At 64.0% G+C, this 21,738-nt stretch carries 21 protein-coding genes; 19 read left to right on the forward strand and 2 right to left on the reverse strand.

Translation table 11 applies throughout. The annotated features are described in order from the left end of the window. Position 1: 1 nt before the first annotated feature. From nuoK (EYQ35_04405) to EYQ35_04490, 18 genes are all read left to right on the forward strand, one after another. Positions 2 to 304, forward strand: a complete 303-nt coding sequence (gene nuoK, locus EYQ35_04405) for an NADH-quinone oxidoreductase subunit NuoK (GenBank protein HIF63384.1) — start codon at positions 2 to 4, stop codon at positions 302 to 304. Further along, on the forward strand, positions 304 to 2,247 hold the full coding sequence (gene nuoL, locus EYQ35_04410) for an NADH-quinone oxidoreductase subunit L (GenBank protein ID HIF63385.1): 1,944 nt from the start codon (positions 304 to 306) through the stop codon (positions 2,245 to 2,247). The genes nuoK (EYQ35_04405) and nuoL (EYQ35_04410) overlap by 1 nt, the downstream gene beginning before the upstream one ends. Before the next feature lie 3 nt (positions 2,248 to 2,250). Beyond that, entirely contained in the window at positions 2,251 to 3,768 is a 1,518-nt protein-coding gene (locus EYQ35_04415) for an NADH-quinone oxidoreductase subunit M (protein ID HIF63386.1), read from the forward strand. Further along, positions 3,765 to 5,249, forward strand: a complete 1,485-nt coding sequence (locus EYQ35_04420) for an NADH-quinone oxidoreductase subunit N (GenBank protein HIF63387.1) — start codon at positions 3,765 to 3,767, stop codon at positions 5,247 to 5,249. The genes EYQ35_04415 and EYQ35_04420 overlap by 4 nt, the downstream gene beginning before the upstream one ends. Before the next feature lie 217 nt (positions 5,250 to 5,466). Beyond that, a complete protein-coding gene (locus EYQ35_04425; protein ID HIF63388.1) occupies positions 5,467 to 6,414 on the forward strand; it encodes an ABC transporter substrate-binding protein in 948 nt (315 codons plus the stop codon). After that, positions 6,411 to 7,427: an iron ABC transporter permease gene (locus EYQ35_04430; protein HIF63389.1), complete on the forward strand. Its 1,017-nt coding sequence runs from the start codon at positions 6,411 to 6,413 to the stop codon at positions 7,425 to 7,427. The genes EYQ35_04425 and EYQ35_04430 overlap by 4 nt, the downstream gene beginning before the upstream one ends. Further along, complete coding sequence (locus EYQ35_04435; protein ID HIF63390.1) at positions 7,424 to 8,257, forward strand: ABC transporter ATP-binding protein; 834 nt, start codon at positions 7,424 to 7,426, stop codon at positions 8,255 to 8,257. The genes EYQ35_04430 and EYQ35_04435 overlap by 4 nt, the downstream gene beginning before the upstream one ends. A 110-nt stretch (positions 8,258 to 8,367) precedes the next feature. Continuing rightward, positions 8,368 to 8,808, forward strand: a complete 441-nt coding sequence (locus EYQ35_04440; protein HIF63391.1) for an NADH-quinone oxidoreductase subunit A — start codon at positions 8,368 to 8,370, stop codon at positions 8,806 to 8,808. Continuing rightward, the gene (locus EYQ35_04445; protein ID HIF63392.1) at positions 8,795 to 9,316 is read left to right on the forward strand and encodes an NADH-quinone oxidoreductase subunit B; all 522 of its coding nucleotides are present in this window, start codon (positions 8,795 to 8,797) and stop codon (positions 9,314 to 9,316) included. Before EYQ35_04440 ends, EYQ35_04445 begins: the two co-directional genes overlap by 14 nt. Position 9,317: 1 nt before the next feature. Beyond that, positions 9,318 to 9,824, forward strand: coding sequence for an NADH-quinone oxidoreductase subunit C (locus tag EYQ35_04450; protein ID HIF63393.1), 507 nt, complete (start codon positions 9,318 to 9,320; stop codon positions 9,822 to 9,824). Positions 9,825 to 9,880: 56 nt separating this feature from the next. After that, the gene (locus EYQ35_04455; protein HIF63394.1) at positions 9,881 to 10,975 is read left to right on the forward strand and encodes an NADH-quinone oxidoreductase subunit D; all 1,095 of its coding nucleotides are present in this window, start codon (positions 9,881 to 9,883) and stop codon (positions 10,973 to 10,975) included. Beyond that, positions 10,975 to 12,180 (forward strand): NADH-quinone oxidoreductase subunit NuoH, encoded by a 1,206-nt coding sequence (gene nuoH, locus EYQ35_04460; protein HIF63395.1) that lies wholly within the window; start codon positions 10,975 to 10,977, stop codon positions 12,178 to 12,180. The genes EYQ35_04455 and nuoH overlap by 1 nt, the downstream gene beginning before the upstream one ends. Then, positions 12,177 to 12,785 carry a 4Fe-4S dicluster domain-containing protein gene (locus EYQ35_04465; protein HIF63396.1) on the forward strand — a complete coding sequence of 203 codons (609 nt, stop codon included), beginning with the start codon at positions 12,177 to 12,179 and terminating at the stop codon, positions 12,783 to 12,785. The genes nuoH and EYQ35_04465 overlap by 4 nt, the downstream gene beginning before the upstream one ends. Continuing rightward, positions 12,785 to 13,324, forward strand: a complete 540-nt coding sequence (locus EYQ35_04470; GenBank protein ID HIF63397.1) for an NADH-quinone oxidoreductase subunit J — start codon at positions 12,785 to 12,787, stop codon at positions 13,322 to 13,324. The genes EYQ35_04465 and EYQ35_04470 overlap by 1 nt, the downstream gene beginning before the upstream one ends. Further along, positions 13,317 to 13,631 (forward strand): NADH-quinone oxidoreductase subunit NuoK, encoded by a 315-nt coding sequence (gene nuoK, locus EYQ35_04475; protein ID HIF63398.1) that lies wholly within the window; start codon positions 13,317 to 13,319, stop codon positions 13,629 to 13,631. Before EYQ35_04470 ends, nuoK (EYQ35_04475) begins: the two co-directional genes overlap by 8 nt. 7 nt (positions 13,632 to 13,638) lie before the next feature. Further along, the gene (gene nuoL, locus EYQ35_04480) at positions 13,639 to 15,696 is read left to right on the forward strand and encodes an NADH-quinone oxidoreductase subunit L (protein HIF63399.1); all 2,058 of its coding nucleotides are present in this window, start codon (positions 13,639 to 13,641) and stop codon (positions 15,694 to 15,696) included. 49 nt (positions 15,697 to 15,745) lie between these two features. After that, entirely contained in the window at positions 15,746 to 17,257 is a 1,512-nt protein-coding gene (locus tag EYQ35_04485; GenBank protein HIF63400.1) for an NADH-quinone oxidoreductase subunit M, read from the forward strand. A 44-nt stretch (positions 17,258 to 17,301) separates the two neighbouring features. Continuing rightward, positions 17,302 to 18,810, forward strand: a complete 1,509-nt coding sequence (locus EYQ35_04490) for an NADH-quinone oxidoreductase subunit N (GenBank protein HIF63401.1) — start codon at positions 17,302 to 17,304, stop codon at positions 18,808 to 18,810. A gap of 25 nt (positions 18,811 to 18,835) precedes the next feature. Here the strand turns inward: EYQ35_04490 and EYQ35_04495 are convergent, their stop codons facing one another. Together EYQ35_04495 and EYQ35_04500 are read right to left on the reverse strand one after the other, a co-directional pair. Then, entirely contained in the window at positions 18,836 to 19,900 is a 1,065-nt protein-coding gene (locus tag EYQ35_04495; protein ID HIF63402.1) for a hypothetical protein, read from the reverse strand. Then, on the reverse strand, positions 19,897 to 20,772 hold the full coding sequence (locus EYQ35_04500; GenBank protein ID HIF63403.1) for a hypothetical protein: 876 nt from the start codon (positions 20,770 to 20,772) through the stop codon (positions 19,897 to 19,899). Before EYQ35_04500 ends, EYQ35_04495 begins: the two co-directional genes overlap by 4 nt. A gap of 197 nt (positions 20,773 to 20,969) precedes the next feature. Here EYQ35_04500 and EYQ35_04505 point away from each other — a divergent pair, with 197 nt between their 5' ends. Beyond that, positions 20,970 to 21,719, forward strand: a complete 750-nt coding sequence (locus tag EYQ35_04505) for a hypothetical protein (protein HIF63404.1) — start codon at positions 20,970 to 20,972, stop codon at positions 21,717 to 21,719. The last annotated feature ends 19 nt before the right edge of the window (positions 21,720 to 21,738 follow it).

Below are 21,738 nucleotides of genomic sequence, written 5' to 3' on the forward strand. Positions count from 1 at the left end.
CGTGGTCGGCCCTGCTCACTTCCTGGCCCTGAGCGCGGCGTTATTTTTTATCGGCGCGGCGGGCGTTGCCACGCGCCGCAATATTGTCGTCATCTTCATGTCGGTTGAGCTCATGCTCAACGCCGCCAACCTCGCCTTCGTGGCAGTGGCCCGCGGGCTGGGCACGATGGAAGGGCAGGTAATCGTGTTTTTCGTGATGACGCTGGCAGCTGCCGAGGCCGCCGTGGGCCTGGCCGTCATCCTGGCCATGTTCCGTAACCGGCAGACCGTGGACGCCGGGGAGATATCGTTACTCAAGTGGTAATAGCCGAACACTGGCTCAGGTGGATACCGCTGCTGCCGCTGTTGGGAGCAGTGCTGCACGTGGCGGTGGGCTACCGCGTGGGTCGCAGGGCCACCGGCGTGTTGGCCTGCTCGGTGGTGGGTGCGAGTTTCCTGCTGGCTTTGCGCGCCTTCTCGGCGCTGGTGTCGGCGCCCGAGGGCGCGGTGCTGGCCGACGACGTCTATCGCTGGATCGCGGTGGCGGGCTTCAACATCGACGTACGCTTTGTACTCGACTCGCTCAGCGTCGTGATGTGCCTGGTCATCACCGGCGTGGGCTTCCTGATCCACGTGTACTCCACCGGCTACATGGCCCACGACGACGACTACGCGAGATTCTTCGCTTACCTGAACCTGTTTACCTCGGCCATGCTGGTGCTGGTGATGGCCGACAACCTGGTGCTGATGTTCGTGGGTTGGGAAGGCGTGGGCCTGTGCAGTTACCTGCTGATCGGCTTCTGGTACACCGATACGGCCAAGGCGTCGGCTGGTAAGAAAGCCTTCGTGGTCAACCGCGTGGGCGACGCGGCTTTCGTGCTTGGCACCTTCCTGTTGTTCTGGGCGCTGGCACCGGGCGCTTCCGACCTGGGCGCTTCGTCGTTGAGGTTTGCCGATATCAACGCCGCTGCCCCCGGGCTTTCGCCCGGCCTCGTGACGGCCGCTGCCCTGCTGCTGTTCGTTGGTGCCACGGGCAAGTCGGCGCAGATACCGTTGTTTGTCTGGCTGCCCGACGCCATGGCCGGGCCCACTCCGGTGTCGGCTCTCATACACGCAGCCACCATGGTTACGGCCGGGGTGTACATGGTGGCGCGGCTGAACGGTCTGTTCGAGGCAGCGCCCGCGGCGATGACGGTGATCGCCTGGGTGGGTGCCATCACGGCCCTCATGGCCGCGACCGTGGGCGTGGTGCAGAACGATATCAAAAAAGTGTTGGCCTACTCGACCGTGAGCCAGCTGGGCTACATGTTCCTGGCCCTGGGCGTGGGTGCCTTCGGCGCGGCGGTGTTCCACGTCATGACCCACGCGTTCTTCAAGGGCTTGCTGTTTCTCGGCGCGGGCAGCGTCATCCACGCGCTGCACGAGGAACAGGACATCCGCAAGATGGGCGGGTTGAGGGCGAAGACGCCCGTGACCTGGGCCACTTTCGCCGTGGCCACCCTGGCCATCGCCGGTGTGCCCGGGCTGGCGGGTTTCTTTTCCAAGGACGCGATCCTTGCCGCGACCTTCGCCGGTGGTCACTACGGCTTGTGGTTGATCGGGCTTGCCGGCGCGGCGCTGACGGCGTTCTACATGACCCGCTTGCTGCGCCTGGTTTTCTTTGACTCCTTCCGCGGTGATCGCGAGCGCGGAGAGCAGGCCCACGAGAGCCCGCGGTCGATGACGGTTCCGCTCATCGTGCTGGCCGTATTGTCGGTTGGGGGTGGTTACCTGGGCGTGCCTCACGCGCTTGGCGGGCACGACGCGCTGGGTTCTTTCCTGGCCCCGTCGGTTTCGTCAGCCGCCCACGCCGCGCACTCGGTACACCTGTCGGTGGCCGTGGAGTGGTTACTCATGCTGGTGTCGACCACGGTGGTGCTGGGGTCGATGGGATTTGCGTGGAAGTTGTACTCGGCCGGCCCTGACGCCGACGTCGTCGTGCGCGGCGCGCTGGGCAGGGCCTGGCAGTGGATGGCCTCTGCGTGGCGCGTGGACGAGGCCTACGAGCGCCTGCTGGTGCGGCCCATAGGTCGCGGTGCGGGGTTCCTGTGGAAGTCGGTTGACGTGGGACTGATCGATCGCTTTGCCGACGGCGTGGCCATGGCGGTCGGCGTGCTGGCCGAAACCTGGCGCCGCTGGAACAGCGGCAGCGTGCAGCACTACGCCTTGAGCTTGCTGGCCGGCGCGCTGGCGCTGGTGGCGGCGGTGTTGCTGGGCGGGAGCGGCTGACCGATGGACCAGCAGCTGCTCAGCCTGTTGATAGCCGTGCCCGTTGTGGGTGCCGCGCTGGTGGCCCTGGCGGGCCCGGGCGCGGTGAGGAGCATGCGCGCGATTGCCCTGACCGCGTCGCTGGCTGTTTTTGCCGTGGCACTGCGCATCGCGGCGCTTTTTGATTCGAGTACCGGCGAGTTCCAGTTCACCGAGCAGGCTGCCTGGATACCGCAGATGGGCGTCACCTGGTCGCTGGGGCTCGACGGCATCTCGCTGTTGCTGGTGCTGCTCACGGTCTTCCTGACGCCGCTGGTGGTGCTCAACTCGGCCACCTCGATCAACAAGCGGCAGAAGGGCTACCTGGTGAACGTGCTGCTGCTCGAGTCGGCCATGCTGGGAACGCTCGTGGCCACCGACGTGCTGGTCTTCTACGTTTTCTGGGAGCTGATGCTGGTGCCCATGTTCCTGCTCATCGGCATCTGGGGAGGCCGGCGCAGGGTCTACGCGAGCATGAAGTTCGTGTTGTTCACGATGGTGGGCAGCCTGCCCATGCTGGTGGCGCTGGTCTGGCTGGGCCTGGCCCACGCGGGAGCCACCGGCGCTCCGAGCTACGCGATGACCGACCTCTACGATCTCGAGCTCACGCGCAGCGCCCAGGCCTGGTGCTTTGCAGCCATGGCCTTGTCGTTCGCCATCAAGGTTCCCATGTGGCCGCTGCACACCTGGCTGCCTGACGCTCACGTCGAGGCGCCCACCGGCGGCTCGGTGATACTGGCCGGCGTGCTTCTCAAGATGGGCACCTACGGATTTCTGCGCCTGGCCATGCCCATATGTCCCGACGTACTGGGGACCGCCATGCCGATTATCGGCGCGCTGGCGGTGGTGGGCATCATCTACGGCGCACTGGTTGCCATGGTGCAGCCGGACATGAAAAAACTGGTCGCCTACTCGTCGGTAAGTCACCTTGGTTTTGTCATGCTGGGCTTGTCTTCGCTCAACGTCGTGGGTGTAGAAGGCGCCGTATACCAGATGATCAGCCACGGCATCTCCACCGGGGCGCTGTTCCTGCTCGTGGGCGTTCTTTACGAGCGACGCCACACGCGCCTGATAGCCGACTTCGGCGGACTGTGGCGGCAGGTTCCACTCTACGCATTCTTTCTGCTCGTGGTCACGCTGTCGTCCATCGGCCTGCCGGGCCTCAACGGTTTCGTGGGCGAGTTCCTCATCCTGCTCGGTGCCTTCAAGGCCAGCCCCGTGCTGGCCATCCTCGCCAGCAGTGGCGTGGTGCTTGGAGCTGTTTACATGTTGTGGATGTTCCAGCGGGTGATGTTCGGCGAAATCGACAAGGCCGAGAATCGCGAGATCTCAGATCTCAACCGGCGCGAGCTTGTCATCCTGGTCCCGCTGCTGGCGCTTATCGTGTTGATGGGCGTGTACCCGCGGCCGTTCCTGAAGACCATGGAGGCCTCGGTAGAACTCACCCTTGAGCGAGCGGGCATCACGCCCGTGGAAACAGCGCGGGTGGAGGTGAGCAGGTGAATCCCTTGCCCCTCAATCTCTTGCCCCCCGGCGCAGACTACGCCGCCGTCATGCCGCTGCTGTGGGCCTTCGGTGCGGCGGTGCTGGTACTCATCGCCGAAATGTTCTGGCCCTACCAGTCGCGTCGTGGCGTGGGTTGGTTGACGATAGCGGCCCTCCTGGCGATAGCCGTGCTGGGCAGGGCGCCCATGGAGGCGGTTTACTTCGGACCGATAGCGCTCGACGCTTTCAGCGGCTGGTGCAACGGCTTGTTGTGCATCGTGGCGGCCTTGTCGGTGCTCATGTCGCTCGACACGCTGGAGGTCAACGGCGTGACCAGGGGAGAGTATTACCCTCTGCTGTTGTTCGCCGTGGCCGGCGGCATGGTGATGGCCGCTGCTACCGATCTCGTGGTGATGTTTCTCGGCCTGGAGACGATGTCGATCGCGGTCTACGTGCTCGCGGGTATGGCCAAGGCGCGCAGGCGATCGAACGAAGCCTCGCTCAAGTATTTTCTCCTGGGGGCCTTTGCCTCGGCCTTCATGCTCTACGGCATCGCCCTGCTTTACAGCCAGGCCGGCAGTACCGACCTCGCGGCGATGGCCGGACTCGCGGGCGAGGGCGGAACGTCGGCCGTCACCCGGCTCGGCGCGGCCCTGCTGCTGGTGGGCTTTGGTTTCAAGATAGCGGCGGTTCCCTTTCATCTCTGGGCTCCCGACGTGTACGAGGGTGCTCCCAGCCCGGTGACCGCCTTCATGGCCACCGTGGTCAAGGCTGCCGCCTTTGCCGCGCTGCTCAGGTCGGTGCTGCTGGCCATGCCCTGGGTCGCGGTCGAACTGCAGACCCCGCTGTGGGTGGCCGCCGCGGCCACGATGACCGTGGGCAACCTGGCCGCGCTCAGGCAACGCAGCCTCAAGCGCATGCTGGCCTTTTCGTCGGTGGCCCACACCGGTTACCTGGCGATGGCCGTGGTGGCGGGCACGAGCGAGGCCGCCGCGGCGCTGCTCTTCTATCTCGCCGCTTACGCCGCGATGAACCTGGGCGCCTTCGCGGTGATGATGTCGCTGGCCGACCGCGGTCGCCCGGCCGAAAATATTTCGGACCTCGCCGGCCTCGGAAGAGCACGCCCGCTTGCCGCCCTGGCCATGACGGTGTGCATGCTGTCGCTCACCGGGATTCCTCCCCTGGGTGGTTTCGTTGCCAAGGTGTCGCTGTTCAGCGCGGTGCTCGACGCTGGCTTTTATACCCTGGTGGTGGTGGCCGTGCTCAACAGTGTCTTGTCGGCGGCCTACTATCTCGGTGTTATTCGCGCAATGTATTTTGACGATGCCGATTCTGTGGCTGTCGGCGGCGCTTCGGCGGCCTCCCGGGTATTGCCTTCGCGGCCGGCGCTCACCGTCTCGGTCCTGCTGGCCGCGGGGGCGGTCGTTTTAATCGGCCTGTCGCCCTCACCCCTGTTGGGATCCAGCCTGCGCGCGCTGGCGGCAGTTGCCGGCTTCTGAAGCAGCGCCGTTCTGCGGTGGCCGGGCCCGGGGTCGGCTGCGGGCAGGTATCGGCACAGCAGCCATAAAAAAAGCCGGGCAACGCAGGGGGGTGCGCTACCCGGCTGTGGGCCAAGGGAAAAAAAAGGAGGAGAAAACCTTTACCCTTGCTGCTCAGCTTTGGCCGTCTTGTTCGCGGCTATCAGTACAGTTGACGGGCCCCAGCCGGGTTCATTCAATGTTGACGCCGGATAAGGAAACTTTTTTGCGCCGAGCGGCCAAAGCCACTGTTTTACTGGTCATCCTTGGGGGCATGGCCCCCCTGGCCAGCGCCGCTGGCCAATCGTCGGCCAGCGGGTCGGCAGCAGAGCTGCCCGAGCGGGTGGTGTCGCTGGTGCCGTCGGTGACCGAGACCCTGTTTGCGTTGGGGGCCGGCGACCTGGTGGTGGGCGTGTCCGACCAGTGCGACTACCCCGAGCGGGTGGCGGCCCTGCCGAGGGTGGGTGGTTTTCTCGCCCCGGTGATAGAGCGGGTGGTATCGCTGCGGCCCGACCTGGTGATCACTTCGCCCAGTCCTGGAAACCAATCGGGAGTCAACGCCATCAAGGCGGTGGGGATACGGGTGCTGGTTGTGCGCGACGCTACACTTGAACAGTTGAACGCGGCCATACTCGAGGTGGCCGTGGCCGTTGGCCGGTCGGACGAGGGCCGCAAGCTGGTGGACTCGATCGACGCTGAGCTCGAAGCAGTGCGCGCGCGCGTGGCCGGCCTGCCGCGGCCGCCGGTTGCGCTGGTCGTAGGCCACAGGCCGCTGGTTCTTGCCGGGCCGGCGGGTTACCTCGGCGAGTTGCTCAACATCGCTGGCGCTCGCAACGTGGCCGACGAGGCCGGCGGCGCGTGGCCGGTAGTCGATCCAGAATTCCTCGTGGCCTCGGCACCCGAGGTGTTGTTTGACGTAGGCATGGGCAGCGAAGCGTCCAGCGGTGATCCCCTGGTGAGGTGGAGCGGCTGGCCGGAGATGCCGGCGCTGCTAAAGCGACGTGTGCATGCGAGCGACGGCGACCTGTTGCTCAGGCCCGGCCCGCGCGTAGGCCGCGCGGCGCAATTGGTGGCCGATTACGTCCACCCCGCGCGGGCTGTACCGGCAGGCGAAGCCCCGGCGCCACGAGTGGGTGAGCGGCCGTGAACAGCGCCGCCAGGCTCACGGCCTCGCGCAGGCGCTGGGGCTTGGCCCTTTGCGCCGCGGTGGCGCTGGTCTGCGCGGTGGTGGCCCTGCTCGTGGGCAGCGTAGAGCTCGACCTGGGCGCGGTAATGGCGGGAGTGGGGCCCGACGACACGATTTTCTGGAAGCTCAGGCTGCCCCGGGTGGCGCTGGCGGCCATGGTGGGTGCCGGTCTCGCCGCCTCGGGGGCGGCCCTGCAACCGGCCCTGCGCAACCCCCTGGCCAGCCCTGACATCATAGGCGTGTCGGGCGGCGCGGCACTGGCGGCGGTGCTGGCACTGGCCTGGATGCCGGCCTGGGCCTCTACTGCGGGAGTGCCGCTGCTCGCTTTCGTGGGCGCCGGCGCGGCCGCTGCCTTCGTCTACCGTGCGTCGCTGGTCAACGGCCGCCTCGATCCCTACACGCAGATTCTAGTTGGCGTGATCTTCAACACCTTCTGCGCCTCGCTGATACTTCTGGTCAATGCCCTGGCCGATGCCTCGCGCACCCGCTCGATAGTGTTCTGGATGATGGGCGGAGTGTCGGTGCAGCCCTGGCCGGCGCTGGCGCTTGCGGGGTCGTTGTTTGCCGTGGGAATAGTCATGCTCATGGGGCAGGCGCGCGCGCTCAACCTCTCGGGGCTGGGCGACGACACGGCGGCGAGTCTTGGTTTTGACGCCGGCCGTTGCCGGGCCACCGTGTTTGCCGCTTCGGCCCTGGTGGTGGGGGCGTCGGTGGCCTTGACCGGCGTGATCACCTTCGTGGGCCTGGTGGTTCCCCACCTCATGCGCCGCTTGCTCGGCAGCGACAATCGCCTGTTGTTGCCCGCCTCGGTACTGGGAGGTGCCGCTTTCCTGGTGGCCTCGGACACGATTGCCCGCTGGGCGCTGGCTCCTGTCGAACTGCCGGTGGGGGCCATAACGGCGATGACCGGTGGCCCGTTTTTTCTTTACCTGCTCAGGCGCCACGGCCGGGCGCGGGCGGAGGACGGACCGTGAGCCACGCTTCGGACGGCAGCCAGGCGCCGCTCACGCTCACTGGGGTCAACTACGCCTATCCTTCGGGAGGCGACGGCGGCGGACGGGTGTACGAACTGTCGCTGCAGGTCGAGAGGGGCGGGATGCTGGCCGTGGTGGGGCCCAACGGCTCGGGCAAGACCACCTTGCTGCGCCTGGCTGCGGGCCTGCTGCTGCCCGACAGTGGCCAGGTGAACTGCTGCGGAAGCAGCACCAGCGTGGCTTCGCGAGGGGATCTGGCCCGCAAGGTGGCGCTGGTAGGCCAGCAGCCTGCGCTGGGTTTTCCTTACTCGGTCATCGAGGTGGTGCTCATGGGGCGCGCGCCCTACCTGGAGGGGCTGTCGCTGGAGAGCGAAGAAGACCTGGCGGTGGCCCACGACGCCATGCGGGCCACGGGCACTGACCACCTGGGCGGGCGTGTTTTTGATTCGCTGTCGAGCGGCGAGCGGCAGCGCGTTTCGGTGGCCCGGGCGCTGGCGCAGCAGCCCGAGCTGTTGTTGCTCGACGAGCCCGGCGCCTTTCTCGACATACGCGAGCAGACCCGGCTCTACGACCTGCTCGAGGAACTCAACGGGTCGCGCGGCACGGCCGTGGTCTCGGTACTGCACGATCTCAACCTGGCCGCGTTGTACTTTCCGACGGTTGCCCTGCTCAACAAGGGCCGCCTGCACGCGGTCGGGGCACCGGCCGAAGTACTCAGCTACGCGACCGTCCGCGAGGTTTTTCGCACCGACGTTTACGTGGCTATCAACGATCTTACGGGGCAACTCAACGTGCTGCCGATCAAGGGGGGGGCAGGCAATAATGAGTAGAAGTATTGCTTAACTCTATTGGGCCTTAGCACGCCCGTTGCTTAACTGACGCGGTTTGACAACCGATGGGGAGGGCGGTACTGCTTTTGCGATAACCCCCGCATATTTCCATGCTTTTTGACTACGCTAACATCCTTGTCTTTGTCGCCCTGGGGCTGTTTCTGCCCGCCATGATGATGGGGCTGGGCGCGTTGCTGCGCCCTCACAATCCTGAGAAGCAGAAGCTGACCACCTACGAGTGCGGCGAAGAGGTCAGCGGCAACTCGTGGATCAACTTCAACATCCGTTTTTACCTCGTCGCGCTCATCTTCATCGTCTTCGACGTCGAGGTCGCTTTCATATACCCGGTGGTCACTGTCTTCAGGGACTGGGTCGCCGACGGGCGGGGCCTGTTCGCCCTGGTCGAGATACTGATCTTCGTTTCCATACTGCTTGCCGGCCTGGTCTACGTGTGGACCAAGGGAGACCTGGTCTGGTTGAAGAGTGTCGTCACCCAGGGCGACGAGCCCGAGCCGACATTGCCCGGAGGTAGCCGCCATGTCGCTGATTAACTCCGCGCCCGAGATGGTGCTGACATCGACCGTTGACCAGGTATTGAACTGGACACGCAAGAGTTCGCTCTGGTACATGCTGTTCGGACTGGCCTGCTGCGCCATCGAAATGATGCACACCGGCGGCCCGCGAGCCGACCTCGACCGCTTCGGAATGGCCCCCCGCGCCACGCCGCGGGTGTCAGACCTGATGATCATAGCCGGCACCCTGACCTTGAAGATGGCCCTGCGCACGAGGGTGCTCTACGAGCAGATGCCCGACCCCAAGTACGTGGTGTCGATGGGCAGCTGTTCGAACTGCGGAGGACTTTTTCAGTACGCCTACTCGGTGTGCGACGGCGTCGACAAGGTCATACCGGTGGACGTGTACGTGCCCGGTTGCCCGCCGCGGCCCGAGGCCCTGACCGAGGGCCTGATCATGCTGCAGAAGAAGATCATGCAGGAAAAGTGGATCACCCGTTCCTCGGACACGCCCCGTCTTGCTGGGCCTGTAGGCGAAAGGGCCTGAAGTGGACTCGACCGGGATTCACGCTGCCCTGCGCGGGCGTTTCGACACCGCGGTAGGCGAACTGGCCCCGGGGCCCTTCGAAGCCTCGATCGAAGTAGACGCTTCGGTCATCGAGGCGGTGTGTACTTTTCTTCGCGACGAAGAGGGCCTCGAGTTCGACAATCTCAGCAACCTGAGCGGCGCCGACTACCCCGATCTCGAGCGCATACAGGCCGTGTACTCGCTTTTTTCGTACAAGCAGCGGCACTCGATCACGCTCAGGGTCAACGCCGACCGTGCCGCCCCGGTGATCCCCACGGTAGAAGCCGTGTGGCCGGCAGCCAACTGGCTCGAGCGCGAAATCTTTGACCTGCTCGGTGTCGAGTTCAGCGGACACTGCGACCTTCGCCGTATCCTGCTGCCCGAGGACTGGGTGGGTTACCCGCTGCGCAAGGACTACGAAGAGCAACCCGACTACCACGGAATATCCACGGTGCGTGAGAGCCTGCTCACCATGAAGAGGGACTGAAGCAGGTGTCGGTAGAACTCGAAGTACACGACTCCCTGGGACTGCCCACCGAGGAGATGACGCTCAACATGGGGCCGCAGCACCCCAGCACCCACGGCGTCCTGCGTTTTATCGTCAAGGCCGATGGCGAGGTCATGCGCCGCGCCATACCTGACATCGGTTACCTGCACCGCAGCATCGAGAAGATAGCCGAGAAGGTGGGCTGGCATGGCTTCATGCCTTACACCGACCGCGTGGATTACGTGGCGGCGATGGCCTGTAACCAGGGCTGGGCCATGGCGGCCGAGCAGCTGGCGGACATCGAGGTGCCGAGGCGTGGCGAGTACTGCCGCGTGATCGCAGCCGAGCTCAGCCGTATCTGCAGCCACCTGCTAGGGGTCGGCGCCATGGGCATGGACATGGGCGCGATAACCCCGTTTACCCACGCCATACGCGAGCGCGAAATGATCATGGACCTCATCGAGGAGCTGTGCGGCGCGCGCCTGACCTTTAATTACATGCGCATCGGTGGCGTGGCCTGGGACCTTCCGCACGGTTTCGTCGAGAAGGTGAGCCACTACCTGGATCACCTCGAGCCGGTCATCGAAGAGTTCAACCAGCTGCTGGGTTTCAACAGGATTTACGTCAAGCGACTTGCCGACGTGGCCACGGTCGACGCCGACATGGCCATTGCCTGGGGCCTGGTCGGGCCCAACCTCAGGGGGTCGGGCGTGGACTTCGACGTGCGCCGCGATCTCCCCTACAGCGTTTACGAAGATTTTGACTTCGATGTGCCCCTGGGCAGCGGCGAGATGGGAAGCACCGGCGACTGCTGGGACCGTTACATAGTGCGCATGCGAGAGATGGTGGAGTCCATACGCATTCTTCGACAGGCGCTCGCGGGTATTCCCGAGGGGCCCGTGATCGCCAGGGTTCCGCGCAACTTCAAGCCGCCCGTGGGCGACGTGCACGTCAAGATAGAAGCCCCGCGTGGTGAGCAGAGTTGGTACGTGTCGAGCGACGGCAGCGAGTACCCGCACCGGGTGCACATACGCACGGGGTCTTTCACGGCCATGGGCATAATTGACCGCTTGAGCCACGGACTGATGATCGCCGATCTCGTGGCGGTGATAGCCAGCATGGACATAGTGGCTCCGGAAGTTGACCGCTGATGCAGGCGTTTCTCGACACCTTGCTCGGCGACGCCACCGGACTGGAACGGCAGCTGGGCTATCTCGCGGGCATGGCGGTGTTCGGCTCGGTGGTGGTCTTTGGTTTCGTGCTGCCCTTTGCCGGCATCGTGACCTGGGCCGAGCGTCGTATCTGGGCGCGCATACAGTCGCGTGTCGGGCCCAACAGGGTGGGGCCCTTCGGCTTCCTGCAGTGGCTGGCCGACGGCGTTAAAAATATTCTCAAGGAGGACATCATTCCCACGGTGGCCGATCGACCGCTGTTCAGGTTTGCGCCCTACGTGGTGATGGTGGGCTTTGTTGCCGCCTTCGTCTGCGTGCCGTTTTCCGGTGACCTCATCATCGCCGATCTCAATATCGGCATTCTCTATGTCACGGCGGTCACCTCGCTGGTGGTCGTGGGCATACTCATGGCCGGCTGGTCGTCGAACAACAGGTGGTCGCTGCTGGGCGGCATAAGGGCCGCGACACAGATCATCAGCTACGAGATTCCCGCGGGCCTGGCGATTTTTCCGGCCGTGTTGCTGTCGGGAACGCTTTCGATGCAGGGCATCATCGGCGAGCAGGGCGCCGCGCCGTGGCAGTGGCACATGTTCCACAGCCCCTTCGCGTTGCTGGGCTTCGGGCTGTTTTTTACGGCCGCGCTGGCCGAGGGCAACCGCACCCCGTTTGACCTGCCCGAGGCCGAGTCCGAACTCGTGGCGGGTTTTGCCACCGAGTACAGCGGCATGCGATCCACGCTGTTCTTCATGGCCGAGTGGGGCAATCTCTACGTCATAGGCGCGCTGGTCACTACGCTCTACATGGGTGGCTGGCAGGTGCCGCAGTTCACTTACAACCCGGTGCTGATGAACCTCGCCCAGGTGGGCGTTTTCCTGGGCAAGTCTCTCGCCTGCGTGTTTTTCATGATCTGGCTCAGGGCCACGCTGCCGCGCGTGCGCGTCGACCAGCTCATGGCCCTGTGCTGGAAGTACATGGTGCCGCTGGCGATGCTGTCCGTGTTAGGTACGGCCACGCTGATGGTGGCAGTGCCCCAGGGCAGCCACACCCTGCGCATGGCTACCTTTGCCGTGGTGGTGGGCGTTGTGATCCGCTTTGCCTTCAAGGTCCGTTTTCATCTCAAGCGTGCACGCGCGCTTGATTACTCCAGCCTCTCATCGGGCGCGTCCCAGGGCCTGTCGTCATGAGCGCGGTAACAAGCTGGCTGCAGGACGTAACGACATCGTGCTCCACCGTTTTCGAGGGGCTGTCGATCACTTTCTCGCATTTCTTTCGCAAGCCTTACACGGTGGAGTATCCCGACCGCATGGAGACGCGCGTGCAGGATACGCTGCCGTTTCGCTACCGCGGCATGCTCGAAGTCGATCTTGAGATCTGCACGGGTTGCCTGGCCTGCGAGCGCGCCTGTCCTATCGAGTGCATCGTCATCGACGCGACCAAGGACAAGGCCACGCGGCAGTTGATTCTCAATCGCTTCGATATTGATCTTGCCAAGTGCATGTACTGCGGGCTGTGCTCCGAGCCCTGTCCCACGGGATCGATACATCACACCCGCGAGTTCGAGGGCTCTGATTATTCTCTCGAGAGTATGATGCGGCGTTACGTAAAGTTTCCGGTGGCGGCGTACAAGCCCAAGAAAACTGGCGAGGATGATCCCGAAATCATGCCGGTGCTCGAACGGGGCATGCGCTACCTCGACGAGTTTGCGCAGCCGGCGGCCAAGCCTGCTTCGGGTACCACGTCGTCTTCGGTCACCACCGATCCCGGGTCGGGGACAGGGGAGGCTTCCTGATGCAGGGGCCGGATCTTTCAGTCGCAGCTTTTCTACTGCTATCGGCGCTCGCGTTGGGCGGCGGCGGCGGCGTGATCTTTTCAGGCAACATCGTCTACTCGGCGCTGTCGCTGATGGTCTCGTTTCTCGGTGTTGCCGGCCTCTACGTGATGCTCGAAGCCGACTTCGTGGCCGGCGTGCAGGTGCTCGTCTACGTGGGCGGCGTGCTCGTGCTGACGCTGTTTGCCGTCATGCTCACGCACCGTATCGAGGATATCAAGGTTTCTAACCGCGGTGTCGGCAAGCTGCCGGGCATGGCGGCGGCGCTTGCGATGTTTGCCGGTCTTATCGCGGCGCTGGAAGTGGCGCCGTGGAAGCTGCCCGCCGAGGGAGTGGCACACGAGGCCTTTGCCTCCACCCAGTCAATCGGCAATGCGCTGCTCGGACGCTACGTTCTACCCTTCGAGGTGGCATCCATCGTTCTCTTATCGGTGCTGGTGGGCGCGGTCGTGCTGTCGCGCAAGGAAATAGCCGAACCGGGGGGGCGCGACGATGCCTGAAGCGCTGGGACTGCAGCACTTCCTGCTGGTGGGAGCCGCCCTGTTCTGCATGGGCCTGTACTGCGTGCTCACGCGGCGCAACGCCATCGGCATACTCATGGGTGTTGAGCTGGTGCTCAACGCAGCCAACGTAAACTACATAGCGTTTTCACGCTTCGGCGTGGGTGGTGTTGACGGGCAGGTATTCTCGATTTTTGTCATCATGCTGGCCGCCGCCGAGGCCGCCATAGGACTGGCCATCGTGCTCGGCATCTACCGCCGCTCGGGGTCTATCGACGTCTCGCAGATGACGTCGCTCAGGGGATAGGCAGAGCATGGTTGATCCCCATCACGCGGCCGAGGTGGCCGTACACAGCAGCCAATTGCTGCGGTGGATTCCCTTCATCCCGCTGCTGGGCGCGGCGGTAAACTTCCTGCTGGGCACGCGCATACAGTCCCGCGCGGGACGCGGCGGGGTGGCGGCGGTCGCCATCGGCTCGTCGCTGGCCAGCTTTGTCCTGGTGGTGATCAGCTTCTTCAGCCTGCTTGCCTTCGACGAACATTCCCGCCTGGTCATCGACACGGTCGCCCCGTGGGTACACATCGGCTCGTTGAACGTCGACATCGGCTTTCAGTTCGACCCCCTGTCGGCCGTCATGACGCTGGTCATTACCGGCATCGGCAGCCTGATTCACATTTACAGTTACGGCTACATGGACGAGGAGCCGGCCGCGTGGAGGTTCTTCGCGCTGCTCAACCTGTTCATGTTTGCCATGCTCACGCTGGTGCTCGGTGACAGCCTGCTGCTGATGTTCGTGGGCTGGGAGGGCGTTGGGCTGTGCTCCTGGGCCCTGATTGGTTTCTGGCACCAGGACCACGTCAACACCACGGCCGGCAACAAGGCATTCATAGTCAACCGCATCGGCGACTTCGGCTTCCTGCTGGGAGTATTCCTGCTGTTCTGGAGCCTCGACTCCGCGGGCCAGGCCTCGATGGTGTTCCGCGAGCTGCCGGCGTTGGTCGGTGGCCTGGACGGCATGGCGCTGTGGGGCGTACCGGTAGTGACGCTTATAACCCTCTTCCTGTTCGTGGGTGCCACGGGCAAGTCGGCGCAGATACCGTTGTTCGTGTGGTTGCCCGACGCCATGGCCGGGCCCACGCCGGTGTCGGCCCTCATCCACGCGGCCACCATGGTGACCGCGGGCGTGTACATGATAGGCCGCATGAGTTTTCTGTTTGCCATGGCGCCCGCGACCCTCGAGGTCGTGGCCATCATAGCGGCGGCCACCGCGTTCTTTGCCGCGACCATCGGCATAGCCCAGAACGACATCAAGAAGGTGCTGGCCTATTCTACCGTGAGCCAGCTGGGCTACATGTTCATAGCCATGGGCGTCGGCGCCTGGGCGGCGGGCATCTTTCACCTCGTGACGCACGCGTTTTTCAAGGCCTGCCTGTTCCTCGGCGCGGGCAGCGTGATCCACGCGATGCACCACGAGCAGGACATGCGCAAGATGGGTGGCCTGCGCCACTACATGCCGCGCACCTTCTGGACTTTTCTTATCGCCGCCGTTGCGATCGCGGGCGTACCGGGTACCGCCGGTTTCTTTTCCAAGGATGAGATCCTGTGGAACGCTTACCTGCACAGCCCGGCGCTTTGGGTCATGGGTTTCTTGAGCGCGGGCATTACCGCGTTTTACATGTTCCGGCTGGTCTTCATGACGTTTTACGGCGAGTGCCGGGCCGATGAGCACACCCGTGAGCACCTGCACGAGTCCTCGGGCTGGATGACCTGGCCGCTGATCATACTGGCGGTGGGTTCGCTGTTTGCCGGTTTCCTGGGCGTGCCGGCGGCGCTGGGTGGCAGCAATGCCTTTGCCCATTTTCTTGAGCCGGTGGTCGGGCACATGGAGCACAGCGGGCACCACTCGCTGGCGCTTGAGTACGGGTTGATGGCCGCCTCGGTGGGCATAGCCGGTCTGGGCATACTGCTGGCCTGGCTCATCTACGTGAAAAAAGTTTTCAGCGCCGAGTCGCTGGCGCGCATCGGCGGCGGCTGGCCGCACCGCGTGTTTCTCAACAAGTACTACGTTGACGAGCTCTACGGCGCGACTGTCCTCAGGGGTACGATGGGCCTGTCGACGCTGTTTGCCTGGTTTGACCGCACGGTGGTCGACGGGGTGGTAAACGGCAGCGCGTACGTCACGCGTATAGGAGCGACCTTGAGTGGCGCTTTTGATTCTCGTGTGGTTGACGGCCTGGTCAACCTCACGGCGGACGCCATCCACGCCTTTGGCGGCGTGGTGCGGCGCGTACAAACCGGCAGCCTCAATACTTATCTTTACGTCATCGTCGTGGTGGTGGCGGCCGTGTTGTTTGCAGGTACGTGGAACTAGTTCGGGCGAACAGTAGTTTACAGCGAGTAGTAATTCGGAGCGAGACGAGATGGATCACATCCTCACATACATGACCTTCATACCGTTGGCCGGCATGGCCTTCATCCTGTGCATGCCGGGCGGTGCAACCAAGGCCATCAGGCTTACGGCGCTGGGCTTCACCATACCGCCGCTGCTGATGGCCCTGTGGCTGTTCGCGAATTTTGATCGCTCTACCGAGGCGATGCAGTTCATGGAACGCGCGCAGTGGATACCGTCGTTCAACATCCAGTACATCATGGGTGTCGATGGCTTGTCGGTGACCATGATACTGCTCACGGCGCTGCTCTGTCCGATCTGCATTCTTGCTTCCTGGAACATCGAAAAGGGCGTGAAGGGTTACTTCGCGCTCTTCCTGCTTCTGGACGCCGGAATGACCGGCGTATTCTGCGCGCTGGACTTCTTCCTGTTCTATATTTTCTGGGAAGTGATGCTGCTGCCCATGTATTTTCTCATCGGCATCTGGGGTGGTGCGCGGCGCGAGTACGCGGCGATCAAGTTTTTCTTGTACACGCTGGCCGGCTCGGTCTTGATGATGATCGCCATGCTGGCGCTGTACTTCTACAACGAGCCCCACACCTTCGACATGCTGGTCCTGATGGACAACGCGGGTACCTACTCGCGGACCTTCCAGACATGGACCTGGCTGGCGCTGTTCATCGGCTTCGCTATCAAGATCCCCGCCTTCCCGTTTCACACCTGGCTGCCCGACGCCCACGTGGAAGCGCCCACCGCCATATCGGTCATCCTGGCGGGCGTGCTGCTGAAGATGGGCACTTACGGGATCCTGCGCTTCTGCTACCCGATGCTACCCCTGGCGACCCAGGACATGGCGTTCTGGGCACTGGCGGCACTCGGTACCTGGAACATCGTTTACGGCGCACTGTGCGCGATGGCCCAGACCGACATGAAGAAGCTCGTGGCCTATTCATCTATTTCGCACATGGGCTACGTCATGCTGGGCATGGCCACCATGACCGTGCAGGGCATCAACGGCGCGGTGCTGCAGATGTTCAACCACGGCACCATCACCGCCATGCTCTTTCTGCTGGTCGGTGTCGTTTATGACCGTGCCCACCATCGCCGCATCGACGGTTTTGGCGGACTGGCATCGGTGATGCCGGTGTACACGGGCATCATGGTGATCGCGTTTTTTGCTGCCATGGGACTGCCCGGCCTGTCGGCCTTTATCTCCGAGGTGCTGGTGCTGCTCGGCGCGTGGCAGTACAGCCCGGGACTGGCCATCGTGGCGGCCAGCGCCGTGGTGCTCACGGCAGGCTACATGCTGTGGATGCTGCAGCGGGTGTGGCTGGGGCCGGTCAACGAGGAGTACGCGTCGATGCCGGATGTCAACGCGCGCGAAATCCTCATGCTGGCGCCGCTGGCTGTTATTGTCATCGTGCTGGGCGTGTACCCGCACGCGGTACTTGACCTGATCAACACCTCGCTCACCGCCATCAACAACACCGTTCTTTCGGCCGTGCCCCCGCTGGCGTCGCTGCCGCTGGACGTGCTTCCCTGACGGCTGGTCGCGGAACTGGATATAGCAAGACGGAATAGAATCGCATGAACCTGAACAACATACAGAGCCTGCCGTTCAGCCTGCCCGAGGCCCTGCTGGCCGTGGGAGTAGTGGGCTTGTTCCTGCTCGAGCTGGTCGTCAAGCGCAAGGCCGTGCTCGGAGAGCTGGCCCTGGTCATAACCGCGGCAGCGACCTGTCTCGTGGCCATGCAGTCGGGCGGACAGGAAGGCCTGTTGTTTGGCGGCATGGTCGCCCTCGACGGTTTCTCGATTTTCTTCAAGTTACTGCTGGGATTGGCCGGCTTCGGGGCCGTCTGGATGTCGCTGGGTTCCGACGAAATGCGCGACGAACACCCGGGCGAGTACTACGCGCTGCTGCTCTCGGTGACGCTGGGCATGTTTTACATGGCCTCGGCCACCAACATGCTCATGGCTTACCTCGCGCTGGAGTTCGTGAGCCAGGTGTCTTACGTGCTCACCGGTTTTATCCGTGGCAGCCGCCGCGGGGCCGAGGCCGCGCTGAAGTACCTCGTCTACGGCGGTGTAGCGTCGGGCGCGATGCTGTACGGCATGAGCCTCATTTACGGCCTCACGGGCTCGCTCGACTACGCGGCCATCTCGCAGGTCATGGCCGGCCTGGGCAGCGGCGGTGTCGATGGAGCTGTCGTAGCGGGAGCGCAACCAGTGATCTACCTCGCGTTGGTGCTGGTGCTCGCGGGCGTGGGCTACAAGATAGCCATGGTGCCTTTTCACATGTGGAGCCCCGACGTTTACGAGGGCGCGCCGCTGCCGGTCACCGCCCTGTTGTCGGTGGGCTCAAAGGCCGCCGGCTTCGCGATGATGATCCGCTTTTTCTACCCGGCAGTGTCGGCTTACGACGGCGACGGCAACTGGCTCGCCGCCGCTGGCGTGGACTGGCAGTCGCTGCTGGTCGTGGCCTCGATGGTGACAATGACCCTGGGCAACGTCGCGGCCTTGAGGCAGGACAACATAAAGCGCCTGCTCGCCTACTCATCGATCGCCCATGCCGGCTACATGTTGATGGGCTTCGTGGTGATGGCCGACGACGGCTTGCGAGCCATGATGTTCTACATGGTGGTGTACTACATCATGAACCTGGGTGCCTTCACCGTGTTGCTCATGGTGCTCAACCAATCAGGGCGCGAAGATATCGAAGGCTTCAAGGGACTGGCCTGGCGTGGTGGAGCGCTACCCGCGGCGGCCATGCTCATCTTCCTGTTGTCGTTGGCTGGCCTGCCTCCCTTCGCGGGGTTCATCGGTAAGTTCTACCTGTTTGCCGCCATCATCCGCCAGGAGATGTGGGTGCTCGCCGTCGTGGGCGGACTCAACTCGGTGGTGTCGCTGTACTACTACGCGCGCATCGTGCGCAGCATGTACCTCGACCAACCAGCCGAAGGCGCGCCCGAGTTCGTGGCCGACAGGCACAACGGCATGCTGGTGGGCGTGCTGGCAGTTGCCACGCTGGTGTTCGGCGTGTGGTGGCGGCCGGTGGTTGCCCTGGCCGATCGCTCGCTGAGTTTCTTTACCGGCTGACGCGTATGCTTCCGGGCGAGCTCCTTCAGGGGAGCGGCGCGGGCGAGACCTCGTAGGGCAGCGCGTCGGGCAGCTTCTCCACCACCAGTGCCAGTATGGACTTGCTGTCGGTGATGCGGCCCTTTACGCGCAGCCGCTGGTCAACGGCCAGCTCATCGGCCCTGCTGCCCACGAACTGGGTATTCTTGCCGATACGCACGCTGTGGGCCCGGTCGAGCACCAGGCTTTTGAGGTCGGGCTGCACGGAAGTAACCAGCCCCCTGAGCACGACTGACTGGTTGGCCAGTCGGGCCCGCAGCGGCTCAACCAGGCGTATGCTGGTGGCCACGGCCGAGCCGGACGAGGGCGCACCGGCCAGGGTTACGCGTACCAACAGCCCGTTAGCCGGACTGCCGCCCGCGCCGCTTACGATCGCCGAAGAGTAGTCGATCTCAAGGCCGCGCACGCGGAAAGTCTGTGCCCCAACGTTGAGCAGGCGCAGCGTGCCAGCGGTCGACAGTTCGGTAGAAGCGCTGGGCCGCCTGGCTATGCGCGTCACCCTTATCATGCCGCCGGCGTCGACCAGCCCGCTCACTTCTACGTCGAGTCCGCTTGACCCGGACGACAGCGTGAAGCCTACCAGCCGGCTTTCCTTGTCGAGCAGCAGGGTGTCGCCCAGCACCTGCAGCGCGGCGCTATCGAGGTCTACGTTTTCGATCGTGCCGGTGAGAAGGCTGTTGTAATCCACCACCGTTGCGGTGCCTGCATCGCCGGCCTCGTTGAGCTCGCCTTCGACGGCCAGGACCATGCCGGGTTCCAGGGCTGCCGTGGTTGCGGGCTCGCCGTTGACGGTCACCACGGCGGTCGAGCTGTCAAAGCAGACCTGGTCCACGAGCAGGTCGTCGCAGCTCGGTTCATCACCCATGGGGCCCCAGACCAGCCCGCTGCCGCCAACGCCACCGCCGAAATCAAAGCTAGATCCCTCGCAGCCGGCCATGCTGAGCAGCGCCGTCGCCAGCAGGGCAGCCAGCAACCCGGGCAGCAAAGCGCCCCCGCGGTCCGCCAGGCGATTGGGCAAAGGTCGTGCTTGCATGGCCGTTTGGTGTTTCATGATGGCTCCTCTTCGTCTTTCGCAGTGTCGGCTGTCGTCTCTTCGGGCAGTTCTTCTTCGTAGTAGTACACGCCCAGGCTGGCCCGCATGCGTCCGCGGCCTTCCACCCCCGGGCTCGCGTCGCGGTCGCGCGCTGACATCCAGTGGTCGAGTTCCTCGAGCAGCGTCTGCGCGCGCTCGGCGGCCAGGTTCCTGAGCTCGCCGTCGGGGTCGATGGGCATGTTGTCGTAGCTGACCTTGCGCTGAAAAAACAGGTCGTCGGCGTCGCACTGCATGTTGTGATCGATGGTCGACACGAGGTCGGCCACGTCCATGCCCAGGATGGCCAGCTTGTCGGCGTCGCCGCCGCCCGGCACGTAGGCGCGTGCGAGCAGGCGAACGTTTCCTTTTCCGTCAGCCTCGACCGCGCCTATCCTCCGCAGCTCATCGAGCAGTGCGCGCACGGGAACGTCGCCGCTGTAGATCTTCACGAGCTGGGAGAACGATAGCTGCTCGTCGCCTTCGAGCGGCAGCAGCGCGGGATCGCCCAGCTCGTTGGCGAAGCGCTGGTCGCGAACCCAGCCGCTTATAACCCGCGCGGCGCGGTTGTAACGGTCCGAGGCTCCCTGGTCGTCGGGATCGGGCAGGGAGCTCACCCGAGAAACCTCTTTGCGCGACAGCCCGGTAAGTATCGACACCCGCGAGGTGGTCTGCTTGCGTCCCTCTATGGCAAACTCGTCGCGGGCCGTGTCCACGTAAACCCGCTTGGCCAGGTCGGCAAAGGCGCCGTAGGGCATCCCCTTGCGCAGCAGCAGCCGCACCAGCGGCTTGAGCAGTCGCAGCATGGCCGCCGAAAGGGGGCCCCCCGATATTTTGTCGTTTTGTGGGCTCATGTTCCCAATTTTTGAGCATAGCCTGAAAGCCAGTATTTCCAAGGACTTTCTACACAGGTTCACGATTTCGTGAAGTTCGCGCTTGACTGTAGCTACCTATTGGGAATATTATCCCAAATAAGGGCGGTTACAGCAAGAGCTTAATTTACCCCGTATGGGGGGTAACCGTCTCTACCCCTACGGAAAGGAGAGGAAAAATGGAGAAAATGAACCAACTCAAGCAACTTCGCGGTGTTTGCGGCGCGGCGCTTCTGCTGTTCCTGGCCACTTCGGTCGGCCCGGCGGTGGCGCCGGCCTCGGCTGCCGTGGCCGCTACCTCGGCCGAGCAACTGTGCTCGCCCCACGACAGCGAGCTCTGCGAGCTTCGCTGCGCCGGGCATCAGCGCGAGTGTTACCAGGCCTGCAATAAGCGCCGGCGCATGTGCCTGGAAAACGCGTGGAACCAGGCCCGCGTGTGTAAGGCCAGGTGCGGGCAACTCGACTCGCGCTCAAGTCAGACCGAGTGCCGCCGGCGCTGCGTCAGCGAAGTCCTCGCCAAGGCGAAAAAACGCTGCCGCGTCGGGCAGCCGGTTTGCCGGCGACTTTGCGGCCCCGAGAGCTGTGACGATCTGTGTAACGACCATCTCCCCCGGTTGCAGCACGATTCGCAGTCCGGGGCCGCAGCTTCGGGAGATCTAGCTCCCGAGGGGCTGGGCCCGGTTACGGTTGAGCCGGTTGATTATTGCGACCCTACCGGCGACAGGGAATGCAGGGCGGATTGCGCAAAGGGAATGCGGCGCTGCTTGTCGGCGGTCAAGCATCGCGGCCGGCAGTGCCTGCAAGGTTGCCGTGGGCTTGATGGTGAGGAGCGGGTGACCTGCGCGCGGGACTGCTCTGTTGCAGCCCGCAAGGGACTTAAGCGTTGCCGGGTTCGCTTCGGTGGATGTATAGACCGCTGCGCTGACTGACTGAGTGACGGGTCCCGGA

This window comes from Candidatus Binatota bacterium (assembly GCA_012960245.1).
Taxonomy (GTDB): Bacteria; Desulfobacterota; Binatia; order UBA1149; family UBA1149; genus UBA1149.